The sequence below is a fragment of the Clostridium sp. CTA-6 genome (assembly GCF_054768115.1).
In genome coordinates this window covers 77,916-94,965 of record NZ_BAAAAU010000001.1, presented here as the reverse complement: position 1 = coordinate 94,965, position 17,050 = coordinate 77,916, and the positions used below count along the sequence as shown (strand labels likewise).

Annotated in this window: 13 protein-coding genes; 2 read left to right on the top strand and 11 right to left on the bottom strand. The window is 28.0% G+C overall.

Annotated elements, in window-relative coordinates; translation table 11 throughout:
* Positions 1–274: 274 nt before the first annotated feature.
* Both ACYUDJ_RS00400 and ACYUDJ_RS00395 read right to left on the bottom strand, forming a co-directional pair.
* Positions 275–2,182, bottom strand: coding sequence for a MutS family DNA mismatch repair protein (locus ACYUDJ_RS00400; RefSeq protein ID WP_043031849.1), 1,908 nt, complete (start codon positions 2,180–2,182; stop codon positions 275–277).
* Positions 2,183–2,207: 25 nt separating this feature from the next.
* Positions 2,208–4,067 carry a type IA DNA topoisomerase gene (locus tag ACYUDJ_RS00395; protein ID WP_043031848.1) on the bottom strand — a complete coding sequence of 620 codons (1,860 nt, stop codon included), beginning with the start codon at positions 4,065–4,067 and terminating at the stop codon, positions 2,208–2,210.
* Between the two features lie 353 nt (positions 4,068–4,420).
* Here ACYUDJ_RS00395 and ACYUDJ_RS00390 point away from each other — a divergent pair, with 353 nt between their 5' ends.
* Positions 4,421–5,986 (top strand): FAD-dependent oxidoreductase, encoded by a 1,566-nt coding sequence (locus ACYUDJ_RS00390; RefSeq protein ID WP_043031847.1) that lies wholly within the window; start codon positions 4,421–4,423, stop codon positions 5,984–5,986.
* 96 nt (positions 5,987–6,082) lie between these two features.
* Here the strand turns inward: ACYUDJ_RS00390 and asnA are convergent, their stop codons facing one another.
* Together asnA and ACYUDJ_RS00380 are read right to left on the bottom strand one after the other, a co-directional pair.
* Positions 6,083–7,105, bottom strand: coding sequence for an aspartate--ammonia ligase (asnA, locus tag ACYUDJ_RS00385; RefSeq protein WP_042385177.1), 1,023 nt, complete (start codon positions 7,103–7,105; stop codon positions 6,083–6,085).
* 327 nt (positions 7,106–7,432) lie between these two features.
* Entirely contained in the window at positions 7,433–8,452 is a 1,020-nt protein-coding gene (locus tag ACYUDJ_RS00380) for an NADH:flavin oxidoreductase (protein ID WP_043031846.1), read from the bottom strand.
* A 504-nt stretch (positions 8,453–8,956) separates the two neighbouring features.
* Here ACYUDJ_RS00380 and ACYUDJ_RS00375 point away from each other — a divergent pair.
* Complete coding sequence (locus ACYUDJ_RS00375) at positions 8,957–9,538, top strand: MORN repeat-containing protein (RefSeq protein WP_460289481.1); 582 nt, start codon at positions 8,957–8,959, stop codon at positions 9,536–9,538.
* Positions 9,539–9,749: 211 nt separating this feature from the next.
* Here the strand turns inward: ACYUDJ_RS00375 and ACYUDJ_RS00370 are convergent, their stop codons facing one another.
* The 7 genes from ACYUDJ_RS00370 to ACYUDJ_RS00340 all read right to left on the bottom strand — a co-directional run bounded on the left by ACYUDJ_RS00370 (position 9,750) and on the right by ACYUDJ_RS00340 (position 17,042).
* On the bottom strand, positions 9,750–10,568 hold the full coding sequence (locus tag ACYUDJ_RS00370; RefSeq protein ID WP_043031845.1) for a MetQ/NlpA family ABC transporter substrate-binding protein: 819 nt from the start codon (positions 10,566–10,568) through the stop codon (positions 9,750–9,752).
* A gap of 130 nt (positions 10,569–10,698) precedes the next feature.
* Positions 10,699–11,355: a methionine ABC transporter permease gene (locus ACYUDJ_RS00365; RefSeq protein WP_080333513.1), complete on the bottom strand. Its 657-nt coding sequence runs from the start codon at positions 11,353–11,355 to the stop codon at positions 10,699–10,701.
* A 1-nt stretch (position 11,356) separates the two neighbouring features.
* The gene (locus ACYUDJ_RS00360) at positions 11,357–12,319 is read right to left on the bottom strand and encodes a methionine ABC transporter ATP-binding protein (RefSeq protein ID WP_043031843.1); all 963 of its coding nucleotides are present in this window, start codon (positions 12,317–12,319) and stop codon (positions 11,357–11,359) included.
* A gap of 22 nt (positions 12,320–12,341) precedes the next feature.
* On the bottom strand, positions 12,342–13,412 hold the full coding sequence (locus tag ACYUDJ_RS00355) for a methylcobamide--CoM methyltransferase (protein ID WP_043031842.1): 1,071 nt from the start codon (positions 13,410–13,412) through the stop codon (positions 12,342–12,344).
* Positions 13,413–14,364: 952 nt separating this feature from the next.
* Entirely contained in the window at positions 14,365–15,387 is a 1,023-nt protein-coding gene (locus tag ACYUDJ_RS00350; protein WP_043031841.1) for a methylcobamide:CoM methyltransferase MtbA, read from the bottom strand.
* A gap of 88 nt (positions 15,388–15,475) precedes the next feature.
* Positions 15,476–16,138 (bottom strand): corrinoid protein, encoded by a 663-nt coding sequence (locus ACYUDJ_RS00345; protein WP_030034744.1) that lies wholly within the window; start codon positions 16,136–16,138, stop codon positions 15,476–15,478.
* A gap of 31 nt (positions 16,139–16,169) precedes the next feature.
* Complete coding sequence (locus ACYUDJ_RS00340) at positions 16,170–17,042, bottom strand: methylcobamide--CoM methyltransferase (RefSeq protein ID WP_042385182.1); 873 nt, start codon at positions 17,040–17,042, stop codon at positions 16,170–16,172.
* Between the last annotated feature and the right edge of the window lie 8 nt (positions 17,043–17,050).

Genomic DNA, 17,050 nt, shown 5'->3' with positions numbered 1-17,050 from the left:
TATATATTCTATATTATTAACATTATTACATTTTTAAGTTTTATTTTGAATTTAATATCCATTGGCAATATTACAAGATTATAATTACTATCATAAAAACTATATATAAAATTTCATCTATTATTAAACCCCATGCTGTTGGTACAGTAAATAGTGCATTTAATATAAGAAAGATAAAAAATACACTTCATAAGCACACTAATTGGTTTATGAAGTGTATTTTTGTCATTAAAATTAAATTTAATCTATTTTGAAACACCCTATTAGGTCTATTTTATTCTTCTAAAATCTCTATACCAACCATATTCATAAGATATTTAGCATTAGTCGTGGTAGACTGTCCTTTTTTTATTTTATAGTCAAAATATATTTCATTGTTCTTATAGTATTCTGAGAAATGATAATTTTTTATTCTTTCATCTTTATCTAAAACACAAAGTTCTAAATCATGAGTAGTTAATCCCCCTATTATCCAAGATTTATTTAGGTTAAACAATACATTTTTGGCTCCTATATATCTATCTTTAGAGTTTGTTCCTCTAAATATTTCATCTATTAGAAAAATCATAGGGCTCTTATTTTTTGAATGGTTAATTATATTTTTAATTTTTATAAGCTCTCTATAAAATGTAGATATACCACCCTTTAAATCGTCTGTTATTCTCATAGAAGTATATATGTCCATAAGGGAAGAGCTCATTTCTTCTGCACACACTGGTGCCCCACTATAAGCTAAAACTAAATTAATTCCTAGCGTTCTTAAAAAAGTAGTTTTTCCCGACATATTAGATCCAGTTATAAGGAGAATATTATTTTTCATAGTTAAATCATTGCATACTCTATCCTTTATATTAATTAAAGGATGCCCTATGTTTTTACATTCTATCTTTAAATTATCACCATATTCTAATTTTAAATTAGGATAACTATCTTTTTCAGATTTAAAATTCTCCTTATGTAAACTATTAGACTGAGTATTTTTATTTAAACTTGTTTTTTTATCGGAATCATATATATTAGGAAAAGAAATTTTGTTATTTATATGAGTTAAAACAGCTAAACTTGCAAAACTTTCTATTTCTCCTATGCCATTTAGCCATTTTTCTATTTTATCGCCATATTTTAATTTCCAAGACTCTAGGGAAAAAACACATTGGTAATCCCAAAGGAAAAATATATTTAAGACTATATATAAAATACCATTGTACCTTAAATTAACCTTCTCCGAAATTATATTTAATTCCTTTATAGCTTTAATAGAACTTTCTTTTTCATTAAAAAGTACTTTCTTTATGCTCTTTAATTTTTCACACTCTACTTCTTCCTTTTCTATTAACTTTAACACCTTACTATAGGTTTGAAAATTATATTTAAGTTTATCTATAGATTGCAGGATAGCATTAATTTTTAAAGCTTTTAACATCCATATTAAGCATTGAACAATACCTAAAACTCCTACTAAAGTATATAGATTCTTAAGCTTTAATATAATTATACCTAGTGATAAAGGCACTGTAATTAATGGCATTATGTACAATATATTTTTTATTACTTTACTTTTTATTAAAATACCATTTTCCCTTATATATTTCATAAGTTTTTCTGTGCTTTTTAGCTTTTCTTTATATTTTCCTGTTGTATATTCTAAGTTTTGGCAAAACTCTAATTTTTCTCCTAACTCCTTTACAGCTCTTTGGTTTAAAATTATTTCATCTTTATTTTTATTTGGCTCTAATAATAATTTTGCTAAATTATCTCTACCATCCTTGGTGTTAGTTGTGTTTATAAGTTGAAAAAGTGATTCTTTTCCCACTATATCCAAATCTCCTGAATAAGGATGATCTTCTGAAATAAATTCTTCTCCTCTATCCTGAAATTCTATCCATTGTCCATTGATTCTATCTACATATTTTTTATTTATATTTATCATTTCTTTGGAAAATTTAAGTTTATTCTTTATATTGCTATGCTTTATTATTAAAGCTATAAACATACATGCCATTAAAATGGATAACCCTAAATATTTACTATAAACACTTGAATTTAAAGCTTTATAAATAAAATATATAAGCCCTATCATAGATATCAATCTTAAAGTCCCCAATATACTATAGATATTGCTATACTCTTTAATATTTTTTCCCTGCTCTTTTATTTTAGTTAAAAATTTATCCTGTAGCATTTAAATCCCTCCTTTGTCATTAATATTATTTATTATTTTTAACTCTTGTATCACAAATTACATTTGATCTTATATTTTTTATTTTATTTACCCCATTTACAGTAAAATTAAATATTTCCTTTAGGAAATCTTCTCTTTTAAATTTTCCTTTTTCCATATCATATAATTTCTTTTCTAATTTTCCTGTATAATCTGTATCTAAAAGTTCTCTTATAGGAAAGGTTTCTATTAATTTAGTACCTTTATCTGTTATTAATAAGGATTTCCCCTTAGGAGTTATATAGCCTGCATATTTTAACTTGTTTATAGTTTCTGCTCTAGTAGCTGCTGTTCCTATGGAATATCCATATAATATGTTTGATTCTTCCTCATTATCTTCATTTTGTTTTGTGTTTTTACCACAGGTTTCCATAGCTTTAAGCAAAGTTTTTTCTGTATGATGAGCAGGTGGTTTAGTCTTTTTTGATATTATTTTTAAACTTTTCATTTCTACTTCATCATCTTTTTCTATAGGTGGTAAAAGTTCATCTTTCTTCTTTTCTTTATATAACTTTAGCCAACCTTTAGCTTTAAGTATTTTGCCCTTTGTCTTAAATAATCTTTCATAATTTTCTCCTAGTACAGTAGTTACTATTTCTGTATTTTCATACTGTGCTTCTTTCATAAATTGAGATATAAATCTATTTTTAACTGCATCATATACTAATCTTTCATCTGGAGTTAAATTTTTAGGTATTATGTAGGTTGGCATTATAGCACTGTGGCTTTCTACCTTAGCATTGTTAAACACCTTTTTTGAAGTGTTAAAAACTATTTCCTCTTTAAAAGGTAAATCATTTTTTAAAACCTCTAATACTTTTTTTGCTTTATCCTTAATACTTTCTTCTAAGGCTGTACTTTCAGTTCTTGGATAGGTTATATATTTTTTTTCATAAAGACTTTGGGATACCTTTAAAACTTTATCTGCAGTAAAACCTTTATATTTACTTGTAATATATCCTTGAAGATTACTTAAATTAAATAAACTTGGTGGATTTTCCTTTTTAATTTCTACAGTTTTTTCTGTTACTAATCCATTTTTGTCCTTTATTTCAGCTTTAAGCTTTTCCATAATTTTTTTATTTGGGAATTTTTCTTTTTTGCCATAAAAGAATTTACCTTTATATTCGCCTTTTTCATTTTTAAAAGTGGCTTCTAATTCATAAAACTCTTCTACCTTAAAATTTTTAATTTCCATTTCTCTGTCATATATAATCTTTAAAGTTGGCATTAATACTCTACCTATATTAAGAAGATTTCCTTTTCCTCTTGTATATTTCATAGTGGCTATAGATGTAAAATTTATACCTATAACCCAATCTGCTAATTGTCTACTTACTCCTGCATCTTGTAAGTTTATCATTTCTTCGTTCTTTTTCAAATCCTTAAGACCTTTTTTTATTTCTGTAGGTGTCCATTCATTTATAAGTATTCTATATATAGGTTTATTTGCTTTTAAATAATTAAATATTAAAAGTGCTATAAGTTCCCCTTCTCTATCATAGTCAGTAGCAGATATTATTTCTTCTACCTCTTCTCTATTTATAAGTTCCTTTATTATTTCAAGTTGTTTTTTTGCTCCTGGATCTACCACATTTCTATTCTTACCATCATTTTTTATTTTATATTTAAACTCTTTAGGTATATATGGAAAATTTTCAAAACTCCAAAGAGCTAATTTAGGATCGTAATCCTTGCAATCATATAAGGTTAATAAATGACCAAAGGCCCAGGTAACTATATATCCATTACCTTCTAAGTATCCGTTTTCCCTAGTTTTACACCCTAGTGCCTCTCCTATATTTCTAGCTACAGAGGGCTTTTCTGCTAATAATAATTTGCTCATTTTCTCACCATCACTATAATTTATTCGTTTTAATTATTCATTTAATGATTATATCATATTTTAGTAGAATTATTCTGTAAAAATAGGGTATAATTCATTCTTTTTAACTATATTAAATCTCAAAAATAGGAGACAGCTCTTTCTTTTTAGTTAAATTCAAACTTAAAAAATTTTGAATGTTTTCCTCTTTTTTTAAATTATCTTAACTAAAAATTTTAGAACTTTCTGCTCCTTTTCACTTTAAAGAAGTTACCATTATTAAATTAAGTCTTAGAATATTTCTTTATTAATTACAAAAGCTAACATATATATTGAAATCTATATATTACGAGTTAAAGAAAGGATAGATATTAATGAACAAATCATGTAATACCTGTGAAAATTTCGAAGGGGTTTTTAAATCTTATTGGTTAGACTCTACTCCAGAAACAGACTATCCTGTTTTAAATGAAGATATCACTGTGGATATAACTGTTATCGGTGCTGGTATAGTAGGAATTACTACTTCTCTTCTTCTAAAAAAAGAAGGTTTTAAAGTTGCACTGATAGATGCAGATAAAATATGCCAAGGTACTTCTGGCCATACTACGGCCAAAATAACCTCTCAACATCATTTAATATACGATAAGTTAATTACTGAAATGGGAATAGAAAAAGCACAAAAGTATGCAGATGCCAATGAATTTGCAATAAATTTCATAGAGAATATAGTTAATGAATATTCTATAGACTGTGATTTTCACAGACTCCCTGCTTATATTTATACTGAAGATGAAAACTTTGTATCTTCAATAAAAAAAGAAGCAGAGGCAGCTTTAAGCTTAGGATTAAAAGCAAAATTTTTAGATAGTATTCCTATTTCTTTGCCTGTAAAAGCTGCTTTATGTTTTGAAAATCAAGCTCAATTTCATCCACGAAAATATTTATTAGACCTAGCCAATAAAATACCTGGAGATGGAAGTCATATATTTGAAAATACAAAAATAGTAGACATTGATAGCGATAATAGCTGCGTATGTACTACTGATAATGAGAAGAAAATATCTTCTTCGAAAATTATTGTAGCTTCACACTTTCCTTGCTATGATGCTTTAGGATTATACTTTGCAAGACTTTCTCCAAAAAAATCTTATGTTTTAGCTGTAGAAACAAAGGAAGACTTTCCCAAAGGTGTGTTTATAAATGCTGAAGAACCTGGACGCTCTCTTCGTTGTCAAAATTATAAGGGCAGCAAAATTGTTCTTGTAGGCGGCGAGGGCCATAAGACAGCTCATGGAGAAAATACGTTAACTCATTATAAAAATTTAAAGTCCTTTGCAGAAAAAACTTTTAGTATAGATAATATATTATACTATTGGTCAACTCAAGATTACATGACTTTAGATGGAGTGCCTTACATAGGACATTTAACCTCTTCTACTAAAAATATTTATGTAGCTACGGGTTTTGGAGAATGGGGAATGACAAATGGTACTGCTGCTGCAATATTACTAAAGGATCTCATTACTAATAAAGAAAATTCCTGGAAGGATTTATATAATCCATCAAGACCTATGACCTCCAGTTCCATTAAAAACTTATTTACTTTAAATATAGATGTAGCCAAAGAACTTGTTAAAGGTAAGCTACAAGGTGCACCTAATACATTAGACCTTAATAATGACGAAGGAAAAGTTGTTACAATTGATGGACGAAAGTATGGAGCTTATAAAGATAATGCCGATACTATTCATTTAGTAGATAATACTTGTACTCACCTAGGTTGCGAACTCAAGTGGAATGATGCAGAAAAATCTTGGGATTGCCCTTGTCATGGCTCTAGATTTAGCTATGAAGGTGATATTATTGAAGGGCCTGCTATTAATAAATTAAATCATTATAAAGAAAATCCTAATAAAATTGATCCAAATATTTTATAATATTATAAAATAAAGATGGAGAGCTATTTTTCATAATAGAACTCCATCTAAACCTTAGAATCATTTAATAATTACTTAATTTATTCTATTGTTATACTATAGCAAGTTGATTTTTGCTTTTTCACAATCCTCTATCATTAAATCTGGCCATATGGATGCTTGAACTTCCCCTATATGTGCTTTTCTTAAAAAATACATACATATTCTTGACTGTCCAATTCCACCACCAACGGTATATGGCAATTTACCCTCTAAAAGCAATCTATGAAATTCTAGATTTTTTCTATCTTCACAACCTGCTATTTTAAGTTGTTTTTCTAGAGATTCTTCATCTACTCTTATACCCATAGAAGATAATTCAAAGGCTCTTTCTAATACTGGATTCCAAAATAATATATCTCCGTTCAATGTCCAGTCATCATAATCTGGAGCTCTTCCATCATGCTTTTCTCCTGAGGCTAAAACTCCCCCTATTTCCATTAAAAATACTGCTCCCTTTTCTTTAGTTATAGCATCTTCTCTTTCCTTTGAATCTAAATCCGGATAAGTATCTTCGAGTTCTTGAGAAGTTATAAAACATATTTCCTCTGGTAATATTTCATTGAATCCCTCATATTGGCTACAAATCTCTCTCTCTGTTTCCTTAAATACACTATATATTTTGTTAACTATAGACTTTAAAGTTTCTTTGTTTCTATCTTCTTTTTTAATAACTTTTTCCCAATCCCATTGATCCACATATATAGAATGAAGGTTATCTAAATCCTCATCTCTTCTTATGGCATTCATATCTGTATAAAGACCTTCACCAACTTTAAAATCATATCTGTGTAAAGCCATTCTTTTCCACTTAGCTAAAGAATGTACTATTTCTATCATTTCTTCCTTTAGATCTTTCATATCAAAAGCTACTGGTCTTTCTACTCCATTTAAGTTATCATTCATACCTGTATTTTTTCTTACAAATAAAGGTGCTGAAACTCTTGTAAGGTTCAACTTTTCTGCTAAAGTTCTTTCAAAAAAATCTTTAACCTTTTTTATTGCAACCTCTGTTTCTCTTATTCCTAATGTGGATTCATATCCTTCAGGTATCATTAATCTATCTTTAAATTTTATCATATGTTTCCCTCCTAAAACTTTCTTCAAAATTATTTTACATAAACCCTATAGTCTTATATCTAGGATTAAATAATTACCTATTAGTACTAACATTATGATTATTATATCCAAAATCAATTTATTAATTATATATTAGATATTATCGTAATTTTATCATTAAGTCAATATATTTTTTAATAAAATATCAATTTTTTATAGTATTTGTTTAATACTTTAGTAATTATCACCCTTTAGTTTTTAAAATATTAATTTGCTATGTTTTAAAATAATGTTTACATAAATAAAGGATGAAGAATTTCACTTGAATTCTCCATCCTTATATTTATTTTACATATTAAATATACATCTTATTCCATTTTCACCATAACATTTCCCACAGGATATACATTTAGCTTTTCTATTTTCATCTTTTTCAAATTTATTTATTAAATCTGGTTCCCTTATAAAAGGTCTAGCCATTGAAAAATATTCTATCTTACTATTGTTTAATATTTGATCCATATTATTATAACTTCTATTCATACCAACTAAAATTATAGGAGTATCTACTTGTTCTGCTATTTTGGAAGCATACTCTTTATATATAGATTCCTTTTTATTAGTTTCTGTCCAAATTGTTCCTCCACCGCTGATTTCTATAGAATCTATACCTTTCTTAGAAAGTTCCCTGCAAACAAATTCACATTCCTTAAAGGTTGCTCCTCCTTCTTCAAAATCAGAACAATTAATTTTTATGGATATATGAAAATCCTCTCCTACTGTTTTTCTTATCTTATCATAAACTTCTAGTATTAATGCACCTCTCTTTTCCACTGAACCACCGTATTTATCCTTTCTTTTATTAAAAAGAGGACTTAATGTTCTACTTAAAAAATATCCATGTGCTCCATGAATTTGAATTCCATCAAAACCTGACTCTTTAGCCCTTTTAGCTGCCTCAGCAAAAGATTTTACTATAGCCTTTATATCATCTTCTGGCATATTTTCACTTAATCCGTAAAATTCACTACCGGTTTCATTATTAATATAATTTTCTCCTAAGACTATTTGCATTAATACTTTAGCTCCATATTTATGAATTATATCTGTCAAAAGCTTATGTTCTTTAATAAAGCTATCATCATAAATTCCAAGGATTCTAAGACTTGGCTTATCATAATCAAATATAGTAGTGTAACTAGTTATTATTAATCCAACTCCACCCTTTGCTAATTCTTCATATAAATTAAGTAATCTCTCCGTGATATGTCCTTCTTCTGTGGCCATGCCCTCCCAGGTGGCTGAACGAACAAATCTATTTTTAAGTTCCATTGTTTTTATGCAGGTTTTATCAAATAAACTTTTCATAAAAGTTCCCCCTGTTTTATTTCAATTCTATATTATTATATTAGCATAGTTTGATTTAATGTTGAACTTTCAGCAAAGGAGTTAAAACAGATTTTTTAACTATCTCTTATATATTACTTTAAATATATTAACTCTTCCTCTATTTTTTAAAAGATTCTATTGTTAAAATTTATTTATTGTACCCAATATTAGAAATTATGATTATGATTAGCCTGTTTTCATATACAAAAATCTTAAATTATATTAATATTAATGAACTTAATTTTTACTTACTTATTAAAATAAAATAGCTTCTTAAAACAAACATACAGAATATATTAAATAAGATTTTCAGATACTAAAAAATCAATAAAATTATTGATTTTTAGTATCTTGTTTTCAGTATTTTATGATATAATATTTTATACTTGCTATTCATTATTAAATGAAATGAAAAATCATTTATATAAATATATTGAAAAATTAGATAAATATAACTAATATTAGAAAGGTAAGGTATATAATATGAATAAATTTAAAATAGAAAATCCTAAAAATCATGAATTGAATGTTATATGTGTTAAAGCTACAGCATCTGAAGCTGTTATTTCTAATGAACATCATCATAGTCATAGTGGAGTATATGAAGGTGAGAGAAAAGATGGGAAAATGCATGGTTTTGGTACATATACTTACACTAACGGAACTAAATATGTAGGTTACTGGAAAGAAAACATGATGCATGGTGAAGGTGTTTTAATTTGGGCTTCTGGTGAAAAATATACTGGTAGTTGGAAAGATGATGAAAAACATGGATATGGCATATATACTTGGCCTGATGGAGAAAGTTATGTTGGATATTGGGAAAATGATTTAAAATCCGGTCAGTGTATTTATACTTGGTCCGATGGTGATGTTTATACTGGTGATTGGATTTGTGATTTTCGTCATGGACATGGAGTTTATGTTTGCAACCATGGAGATAAATATATTGGTCAATGGGTAAATGATTTAAGACATGGAAAAGGTATGTACATTCACTCTAATGGTGAAATTTTCATTGGTGAATATAAAAATGATGAGAGAGTTGAAAATTCTAATATTTAAGAATCATTTAATTACATAATTTTTGCTATTTTAGACTATAAAAATAGTTTTACTTTTAACAAGTTATACACTTTTTTCTTAATATAAATTTATCATAAAAGATAAAAATAACTTTAAAATCCACTAAAAATAAGATACCTCTAAACTATAACAGTTCAGAGGTATCTTTGTATTTAACAATAGGAATTGTGATTATCCTAAAATATTTAGCCTAGAATAAAGGGGTTTTTGTTCCCTTTGTTTTCTCTTTTATAAATGTTTTAACCTCATTGCTAGTTAAAGCTTCTTCTACTTCCTTTGCCCATTCTTTGTCTTCTTTAAGTACTAAGACAATACCCTCTTCTTGAGCAAAAGCTAAAGCTTTTTCTGAATCCTTACCCGCTTTAAGCATAACATCCGCCATAACTATAGCCATATCAGTATCGTTTAATGCATTTGCTAAATTTAATCTTTCCATTTCGACAAATTTTAAATTATGTTTATTTTCAACAATATCTAAAGTGTTTGGTACTTCTACACCTTTTTTAAGTTTAATTATTCCTTCTTTATCTAATAATTTTAATGCTAAAGCTCTATTAGTATTATCATTAGATACTGCAACAGTCATTTTATCCTTAATATCATTTATTTTCTTAATTTTATTAGAATATAATCCTATTTGGAATGCAAAAACTGGCTTACCATATGCTTTTAATTTTGTTCCTCTATCCTTGTTGAAATTGTCCATATAATCTTGATATTGATAAAAGTTACCATCTATACTTCCATCATTAACTGCCATATTAGGTGTTATTGCATCATCAAATACTTTTACTTTCATTTCATATTTGCTACTTTTTTTGTTAAATACTTTTTGAGCTTCCTCTAAAACATCCTTTGATATAACTGATGTTCCTATAGTTATTACCTTTTTATCTCCTGATGTTTCAGTGGCTTTTTCCTTATCTTTAGATGAACTGTTTCCACAGGCTACCATTCCCAATGTTAATGTTATAGCTGCTAAAATACTGACTATTTTCTTCCCTTTCATTTTTAAATCCTCCTTAAATATGTAAAATTTATTAAATTATATGGACTGTTACTTTCTATGTATATATTTATTTAAAAATATAGTTAAGTTAACTATAGCTTTAAATTTTTTTAAATAGATTATTATGTATTTATTTTAATTTTTTATATATAATATTTCCCATAAATTGTATAATCCCAACTATTATTACTAATAAAACTAAAGTGGTATACATTATAGTATCATTAAAACTTTGGTACCCATAAGTAAGTCCAACGGCTCCCAAGCCTCCAGCTCCTACTGCTCCTGCCATAGCTGTTAATCCTAATATTGTTATTGTAGCTAAAGTTAAATTTAAATTTATAGATGGAATAGCTTCCTTTACCATTACTTTAAATATTATTTGAATATTTGAAGCTCCAAAGGATTTAGCTGCTTCTATTAAACTTGGATTTACTTCCTTTAAACTACTTTCTATTAATCTGGCTATAAAGGGTGCTGAAGCTATAATTAAGGGAACTATGGCTGCATCCTTTCCTATGGATGTTCCTACAACACTTCTTGTAAAAGGTATTATAGCTACTGCAAGAATAATAAAGGGTACTGATCTTAATACATTAATTATGGCACTTAATATACCATAAATTATTTTATTTGGCTTAATGCCTTTTTCATCTGTTACTACTAATACTATAGCTAATATAAACCCAATTACAGCAGATAAAATAGTTGCTATTATTATCATATATATGGTTTCCCATAAACTAGGAAGAATTATTTGTTTCATCAAAGTTGTAATCTCATTCACTCTATACTTCCCTCCACTCAATATGCTTTTCATTTAAGTAATTTATAATCTTTGATTTATCATCATTTTTTATATTTATAATAAAAGACCCTAATATTTTGTCTCTATACTTATCTGTTCCACCCCATATTAAAGAATATTTAACCTTTGTATCTATAGCCAAACTAGATAAAAGGGAACCCTTTTGAATGTTCTCTCTTTCTATTATTTCTATATTTATCCCTTTTTTTGGTATTACATTGTCTTTTAATTCCCCTAAGAGTTCTTCTAAAACTTTAGGCTTGTCCAAGAAAATATCCTCTACTTTTCCTTTTGCCTCTAAATTGCCCTTACTTAATATGGCCATTTTATTACACACCTGCTTTACTACATCCATTTGATGAGTAACTACTACAATAGTTATACCTAATTCTTTATTTATCTTCTTAAGCAATTCTAAAATAGAATTTGTTATACTAGGATCTAAAGCTGATGTAGCTTCATCACATAATAATATTTGTGGATCTAAGGTAAGAGCTCTTGCTATAGCAACTCTTTGTTTTTGTCCACCACTTAATTCTCTAGGTTTAGACTTTATCTTATCTCCTAATTCTACTAATTCCAATAATTCCTTTACTTTTTTATCTATATCTTGCTTTTTATATCCCCAACACTCCATAGGTAATGCTACATTTTCATATACAGTTTTTCTTTCAAGTAAAGAAAACTGTTGAAATATCATTCCTATATTTTTTCTAAAGGCTCTAAGTTCTTTTTCATTTAATTTTTTTACTTCTACATCATTTACTTTCAGACTTCCAGCTTCATAAGATTCAAGTCCATTTATACATCTTAAAAGCGTAGATTTTCCTGCTCCACTAACTCCTAAAAGGCCATATATATCTCCCTTATCTATTTCCACATTTATATCACGTAAAACTTCTGTATCACCATAAAATTTTTGTAAATTTGATATTTCTATCATTAATATTACATCTCCTCTTAAGTTAAATTCCTCTACCTATTCTAATACCCTTACTATACTTTTTAGTGGCTTCTATCATAGCCCTTATATTCTCCACTGGAGCTCCACCAGGTATATCACAACCAGATCCAACTACATATCCTTTAGGGCTGTCCGCAGCCTTTTCTATGCATAGTTTAACAGTATTGTATACATCTTCTACAGTTCCATTCCTTATGACAGAAACAGGATCCACATTTCCTACTATACATACTTTATCCCCTAGCAAATCTTTAAGTTCCCCTATATCCTCACAATTATCCACACTGAAAGTTGATATATTCATTCTACTCAAATTATTCCATATATGCTTTGTTTTTCCACATATATGCAAAGATGGTTTTTTACCTGTTATCTTATATATTCCATCTATGGTTTTTCTAAGATAAGGCTCCACAAATTTTTCAAACTGTTTACCACTTATTAAATTACCGCAGGACAAAGGATCACCTATGCCACATACTAATCCATATTCCTCATAGGCTGCCTTAATAAAAGCTAAATTACATTCAGTCATAAAATCTAATAATTTATGTATACCTTCTTTATTCTTAACAAAATCCCTCATAAGGTTATTTGTTCCCCTAACTGCAGAAGCTGCGCTAATAGGTCCTGAAACCCCACTACCTATATTTACTTCATTACCTAACTCTTTTTTTATTTTACCTAATGCTTTTAATATTATTGGTAACCTTCCATCCTTATAAGGATTTACTACCTCCATATTATCTAACATTTTATAATCCTTTAATACTGGATCAATTAAATAGGAGGCTCTATCACTAGGATAACCCATCTTACTACCAAGAGCTTCTCCCATACCTCTTAAGGTTACATTAATTCCTGCACTTTCTGCTCCTAGCTCTCTTACTTTAAATTTTTCTGCCTGTAGCATTTTATCCGCATCAAAATAATATTCCTTAGTACTTATACCCGCATATACCGCAGCTGTTTCCTCAAACATAATAACACAGGGCAATCTATCTACTTCTTCTCCTTTAAAATAAGCTTCTGATCTTTCCTTTGCGGTCATTTCATCTTTAAAAGTATCCATGGTTAACATACCTTTCTTTCAAATTTTATATATTAAATTTCTATTCTTTTTTTACTTATTTTATATTTATTTTTAATATATTTATATTTTAAAGTAGAATTTTTATTTTTTTAATTTAATATAATACTAAATTCGCCATTGTTCCTTCCATTTTTGTATTTTAGCATTGGAATAATAAATTTTCTACAATTATATAAAATTCTAATAGATGAATATTTTCCTATAAAAAATTCGTATAACACTCTTATTAAAGTGCAAAAGAAACTAAACAGAATACAGAGTATGACTTTTTAAATTATATATTCTCCACTATTTTTCTTTCAGTAGGAAATTATTATACCAACCTTTAAAGGTACTAAAACAAGAAATACTTTTAGTCAATAGATAGCTATAATGAGAATTTTTTATTATATTGAATTTGTTTACTAACGCAAATAGATTTAGGTGTAAATTTAATTCATATAAACATTATGAAAAATATAGTTCTTTGACATGCTACCGCATTAATTTTCTATCGAAAATTTTTTTTAAGTCCTTATTTGAAAAAATATAAATAACTAAAAATTTTTTATATACGTATAATGTATAAATATCTTAAAAAGGAAAATATAATTGTGTATTTTACAGAACGTAGTGGAGTAAAATCTTCCTTTTGTACCTCTTTACCACATAGGAAATTATTTTTAAAGAGTTATTCTAGCTTCCCGTGGTTTAAAAAATAGGGATATGTGGTGTAAAAGGCATTTGAACAAGATTAGAGATTCTTAGTTGTTTTTTCAAAATATATGTATGTTCCAAATTATTGTCTGAGTGTTCAGCGAGTTATAATTTGGAACCATATATTTTAAGAAAAAACAAGTTAGAATCTCTTATTGAAGTGAGTTGCCTTTCTAGCCACATATCCCTTTTTTAAACCATGGGTAGTATAACTTCCCTCTAAGTCGTAATTTCCTTATTTTACGTTTCTTTTTTTAGCTGCATCTACCATTGCCCTTACATTTTCTATAGGACTTTTGGTTCCTATGCCACAGGCTGGTGATAGTATATCCACTCCTAAATTCATGCAAGCATTAGCTAGTTTTTCTACCTCTTCTTTCGTACTATTTTGTATAGTTAATGTACTTACATTTCCCATTACAGCTTTATTTTGTACATTCTTAAGAACTTGAGTTACACTACTTATAGAATCAAAACTTACCACATCACTATGCAAATCATTTAATTCTTTGTATATACTTTTTAATCTTCCACAGATATGTATTATTGTTCCATCTGTGTAGTCTTTAAGTTCATCTACTATTCTATTTAGATAAGGTATTACAAATTCTTTAAACAATCTTGGTCCCAGAATTTCTCCTGTACCGCTTGGATCTGATATAGTTATAACATTAGCTCCTGCTAAAAGTTGAGCTTTTCCAAATTCTATTAAATTTTCTGTTACAAAATTTATAAATTTATGAGCTTCATCTTTTTTTCTAACTAATTCTTTATAAAAATACATAGGCTCCATTAAAGATGATGCTACACTTATAGGTCCTGTTAAATTTGCCATTATGGGTACTGGTAAATTTCTATCTTTTATAATTTTTATAGCATCTAAAACTACTTTTTCTCTTCCCTCATTTAAATTTACTTTTTTTAATTGTCTCCACTGCTCTACGGATTCTATGGGATACTTTATAACTCTAGGTTCAGTAGTTTTATCTCCTAAATCCACTGTAGCTCCCATAGCTTCTGCTTCTATGGTCATACAGAAAGGTACTCCAAAGTTTTCAAATCCTCCCTGTTCATACATTGATATAGCTAAATTAGCCATAATCTCTGGATTCACATGAGCTTCTGGCCATTTAAATCCGCTTATATCCATTAAATCTTCTATTATCATATTCATCATTCCGCCTGGACATATGCAGGGAGGCCTATCTACCTCTTTACTTTTCAATACTAAATTTAATCTTTCTTTTGGTGTTAACATTTGCTGCACCTCGTATGTTTTAAATTTTCCTTACATTAATTAAATATATTCTATAAAAACTTATTTATTGTTCTAAGTATAATTTTTACTAACATTTAACTTTTTCTGCTATTATTTTTTTAGCATATTTTGCTGCTTTTGAAGCATCTGTTGTATACACATCCGCTCCTATCTTATCTGCAAAATTTTGAGATATAGGACCTCCTCCTATCATTACCGTTACTTTTTCTCTTATTCCTTCTTCTTTTAATAATTTTATAACTTCTTCCATACCATCCATAGTTGTAGTCATAAGGGTAGACATACAAATTATATCTGCTTCTATTTCTTTAGCTTTATCTACGAAATCTCTTGGTGGCACGTCTCTTCCTAAGTCCACCACTTCAAATCCTTCTGTTTCCATCATTATTTTAACTAAATTTTTCCCTATGTCATGGGTATCTCCTTGTATTACTCCTATAACTATTTTATGCTTTTTCCCTAAATCATTCTTCTTTAAATGGGGTTTTAAAATTTCTAATCCTGAGTACATGGCATCAGAACACATCAATAATTCTGGAATATAATATTCTCCTTCTTCATATAGTTCACCTGCTCTATTCATCCCATTGGCAAGGCCCTTATCTATAGCTTCATAGGCACTAATATCTTTTTCTATACATTCCTTAGCTAGTTCTACTGTTTCCTCTTCTTCCATTTCTACTACTGATTCTGATAATTTTTTTATTAATTCTTCTGATACATTACTCATTTACTTTTCCTCCTTAATATTTTTATTATAATTATAATTTTATTTCCCAAACTACGGATTTGTTCATTGGTTTAGCGGTCTTTCTTAAACAATTATGACCTAATATTTTTACATCTTTATTTTCTTTTATAATATAGTTTAGTGCCTGACCATAAGTGATTCCTTCTGGTACTTCTATAGGATTTGACTTTATAAATCCTGCTCTATCTAATGAAGATGAAGTTATACCACAAAGATGAATTATAGAATCTTCTAGGTAATTTTTAGCTTCTTTTAAAACATTGTAGGTATATTTTCCACCTAATTCTTTATACATTTTTGGTCCTAATATATCTAAAGTTCCAGCAGAATCTCCAAAGGATATTATATCTACTCCTCTTTTTACTCCTTCCTTTATAAATTCCACTGAGCTCTTTTCTACTATTTCCATAAGTCTTTCTACTTCATCTTTATTTTTTCTTACTGCCTTATAAAAAATTCTTGGATCAATTAAAGAACTTATTATAGTAAAAGGTCCCTGTACATCCATTATTACAGTTTCTCCTTCTTTCTTTAATATCTCAACAGATTTTAAAACCTCTCCCATTCTTTTAGTTTCAAAATCTATTTCCTTTAATCCCTTAATATCCTCAATACTTTTAAAAGTATAAGTTGAAACTCTAGGGCCAGCCTTTTCATCTCCTAAATTTATTTCCCCTCCTAATGCTTCCGCTTCCACTGTCATACAAAAAGGTACTATAGAAAAAAGATCCTCATTATATTCTCTTATACTCTTAGAAAGTACTGCCATATCTTTTGCATTTTTATGTACATCAGGAAATTTTACTCCTGCCATTTTTACTGCTTCTTTAGGTATCTCTTCTCCTGTATCTAAAACACATTTAAAGTTCACATCATAATCCATTATCATTA

Coding starts and splice junctions, on each gene's coding strand:
- ACYUDJ_RS00400 (WP_043031849.1), bottom strand. CDS start 2,182: ATGCTACAGGATAAATTTTTAACTAAAATAAAAGAGCAGGGAAAAAAT.
- ACYUDJ_RS00395 (WP_043031848.1), bottom strand. CDS start 4,067: ATGAGCAAATTATTATTAGCAGAAAAGCCCTCTGTAGCTAGAAATATA.
- ACYUDJ_RS00390 (WP_043031847.1), top strand. CDS start 4,421: ATGAACAAATCATGTAATACCTGTGAAAATTTCGAAGGGGTTTTTAAA.
- asnA (WP_042385177.1), bottom strand. CDS start 7,105: ATGATAAAATTTAAAGATAGATTAATGATACCTGAAGGATATGAATCC.
- ACYUDJ_RS00380 (WP_043031846.1), bottom strand. CDS start 8,452: ATGAAAAGTTTATTTGATAAAACCTGCATAAAAACAATGGAACTTAAA.
- ACYUDJ_RS00375 (WP_460289481.1), top strand. CDS start 8,957: ATGAATAAATTTAAAATAGAAAATCCTAAAAATCATGAATTGAATGTT.
- ACYUDJ_RS00370 (WP_043031845.1), bottom strand. CDS start 10,568: ATGAAAGGGAAGAAAATAGTCAGTATTTTAGCAGCTATAACATTAACA.
- ACYUDJ_RS00360 (WP_043031843.1), bottom strand. CDS start 12,319: ATGATAGAAATATCAAATTTACAAAAATTTTATGGTGATACAGAAGTT.
- ACYUDJ_RS00355 (WP_043031842.1), bottom strand. CDS start 13,412: ATGGATACTTTTAAAGATGAAATGACCGCAAAGGAAAGATCAGAAGCT.
- ACYUDJ_RS00350 (WP_043031841.1), bottom strand. CDS start 15,387: ATGTTAACACCAAAAGAAAGATTAAATTTAGTATTGAAAAGTAAAGAG.
- ACYUDJ_RS00345 (WP_030034744.1), bottom strand. CDS start 16,138: ATGAGTAATGTATCAGAAGAATTAATAAAAAAATTATCAGAATCAGTA.
- ACYUDJ_RS00340 (WP_042385182.1), bottom strand. CDS start 17,042: ATGGATTATGATGTGAACTTTAAATGTGTTTTAGATACAGGAGAAGAG.